General features: G+C 64.1%; 1 protein-coding gene. It reads right to left on the reverse strand.

The genetic code is table 11. The features are described 5' to 3' along the window. Nucleotides 1-3,033 (reverse strand): non-ribosomal peptide synthetase (locus tag ACFFJD_RS16750; protein ID WP_382366242.1); only part of this gene is annotated, 3,033 nt, incomplete at both ends.

Below are 3,033 nucleotides of genomic sequence, written 5' to 3' on the forward strand. Positions count from 1 at the left end.
ATCGAACAGATCACGCACCGACAACTCGACACCGAGCACCTGCCCGGCCCGAGCCACCACCCGCATCGCCGACAACGAGTTACCACCCGCATCGAAGAACGACTCAGTCACACCGACCCGCTCCACACCCAACAGCTCAGCGAACACCGCCGCGACCGCAATCTCCGCAGCCCCCTCCGGGGCCACATACTCGACCTCCAACGAGCCGAACTCCGGCGCCGGAAGAGCCTTCCGATCGATCTTGCCCGCCGTGTTCAACGTGAAGTCATCAAGCACCATCCACACCGACGGCACCATGTAACCGGGCAGCGCCGCCACCGCAGCAGCCCTCACCACATCCAGATCGACCCGCTCCCCCGGGCCCGCCGACACATACCCCACCAGATGCTCGCCACCATCAGGGGCAACAGCCACCGTGACCGCCGCATGCACCACACCGGCAGCCGAGGCCAGCACCGCCTCGATCTCACCGAGCTCGATCCGCTGACCACGCAACTTCACCTGGAAATCCGTACGACCCAAATACTCCAACGCACCACCGGGCAAACGACGCACCAGATCGCCCGTGCGATACAGCCGCGCACCCGGCTCACCGAACCGATCAGCCACAAACCGCTCAGCGGTCAAATCCGCCCGCCCGGCATACCCGCGCGCCAACTGCACCCCACCCAGATACAGCTCACCAGGCACACCCACCGGCACCCGATTCAACCGAGCATCAAGCACCACCGCCGACGAATTCCACACCGGCACACCGATCGGCACCGTCGGATCATCAGCACTAACCCGCCCGATCCGCTCAAAGGTGATCTCCACCGCCGCCTCAGTCGGACCATACAAGTTGTAGAACAACGCCTCCGGCCACACCTCACGAGTAGGAGCAGCCACCGCCGGCGGCAACGCCTCACCCGTCGCCGACACAATCCGCACCGAATCCAGCGACGCCAACACCGAAGCCGGCACCACATCCAAAAACACCGACAACATCGACGGCACGAAATGCACCATCGTCGCCCTCGTCCGCGCAATCTCAGCGGCCACATACACCGGCTCCAGATGCCCACCCTCACGCAAGACCACCAGCGCGGCACCCACCATCAACGGCGCAAACAACTCCGGAACCGAACAGTCAAACGTGTACGGCGTCTTCTGCACCACCACATCGCCGCCATCGATCGGCAACTCGTCCAGACCCCACCACAAACGATTCAGCAACGCCTCATGCGACAACGTCACACCCTTGGGCATACCCGTCGAACCCGACGTGAACAGCGTGTACACCGCCGAATCAGCACGCACCACACCACGATCGGCACCACTGAGCACCGACGCCTCCGGCGCCCCGACATCCACAACACCAGACGCATCCACATCCAGCACCACCGCGCCCACAGCCTCCGCCGCCGACAACACGGCCCCAGCCACACCACGATCAGACACCAGCACCAAACCAGCACCAGCAGTCCGCAACATGTACTCCACACGATCAACCGGAGTACCCACATCAACCGGCACATACTGACCACCGGCAGCAACCACCGCATGCACCGCCACCAACATCTCCACCGACCGCGGCATCACCACCGCCACCGCCGACTCCGACCCCACACCCGCCGACACCAACTCACGCGCAAGCACATTCACCCGCGCACCGAACTCCCCATAAGTGACCTCACGATCACCAAACACCAACGCCACCGCACCCGGAGTCCGCGCAACCTGCGCCGCCACCACATCCGCCACCGACACCACCACCGGCAACTCCACCGGCCGACCCCACTCCAACACCCGCTCAGCCTCGACACCGGCAGCAGTCAGCAACGGCACATCACCGACCGCACCCTCCGGCACAGCCACCAACCCGCCCAGCACACCCACCAACTGCTCCGCAAAACCAGCAACAGTCGACGCCTCGAACAAATCCGTCGCATAAACAATCGACCCAGCCCACTCGCCCTCATCGGCCGAAGAGACCGTGATGTAGAGATCCAGCTGAGCCGGGATTCGTTCGATCTCAACACCGCTGAAATCCAGCCCGGCAACGGACAGATCGACATCGCGCGCCGAGGCGCCCGGGTTGAACGACAACAGCACCTGCGCCAACGGCGCGAACGCTTCCGAACGCACCGGATCGACTGCATCGACCACGGCTTCGAACGGGACATCGGCGTGCGCGTAAGCCTCCAGATCGGTGGCCCGCACCTGCTCCAAGAGCTCCGCGAAACTCATCCCCGGCACTACCTCGGCACGCAGTACCAGCGTATTGACGAACATGCCGACCAATGCATCCAGTTCCGCCTGACCACGACCAGCGATCGGAGTCGAAACAGCAATGTCCTCCGTCGACGACAACCGGGCCAGCAGCACACTCAACGCCGCATGCACCACCATGAACGGAGTCACCCCGTACCGGACCGCCACCTCGGCGACCTGCCCAGCCACATTCTCGGGCACAACGAACTCGACCTGACGCCCGTCATGACTGGCCACCAACGGCCGGGAACGATCAGCCGGCAACTCAAGCACATCCGGGAGACCACGCAACCGCTCAGTCCAGTAGGACAGCTGCCGACCCACCACCGACTCGGGATCCTCCGGCGAACCCAGCACCTCGTGCTGCCAGATCGCGTAGTCGGCGAACTGCACCGCAAGCGGCACGAACTCCGGCACCCTGCCTTGCACCCTCGACGCATACGCGGCCAACAAGTCCGTCAACAACGGCAACTGCGATTCACCATCGGCAGCGATATGGTGCGTCACCAATGCCAACACATGCTCATCGGGCGAGACTTCCCACACCCGCACCCGCAACGGCCGCTGCCGAACCAGATCAAACCCGGTCATCGCCGCCGACTCGATCTCGGCCAGCGAATCAACCCGCGACCAGTCCAACTGCTCCGCCACCGACGACCGACTGCCCACCGACTGGAATGGCACACCGTCGATATCCGGGAAAGTCGTCCGCAACACTTCGTGACGACCGACCACATCGGCCATCGCCGCCTCCAGCGAGGCCACATCGAGGCCACCACT

Origin of the sequence: Gordonia phosphorivorans (genome assembly GCF_042432625.1) — a bacterium.
GTDB lineage: Bacteria > Actinomycetota > Actinomycetes > Mycobacteriales > Mycobacteriaceae > Gordonia > Gordonia phosphorivorans.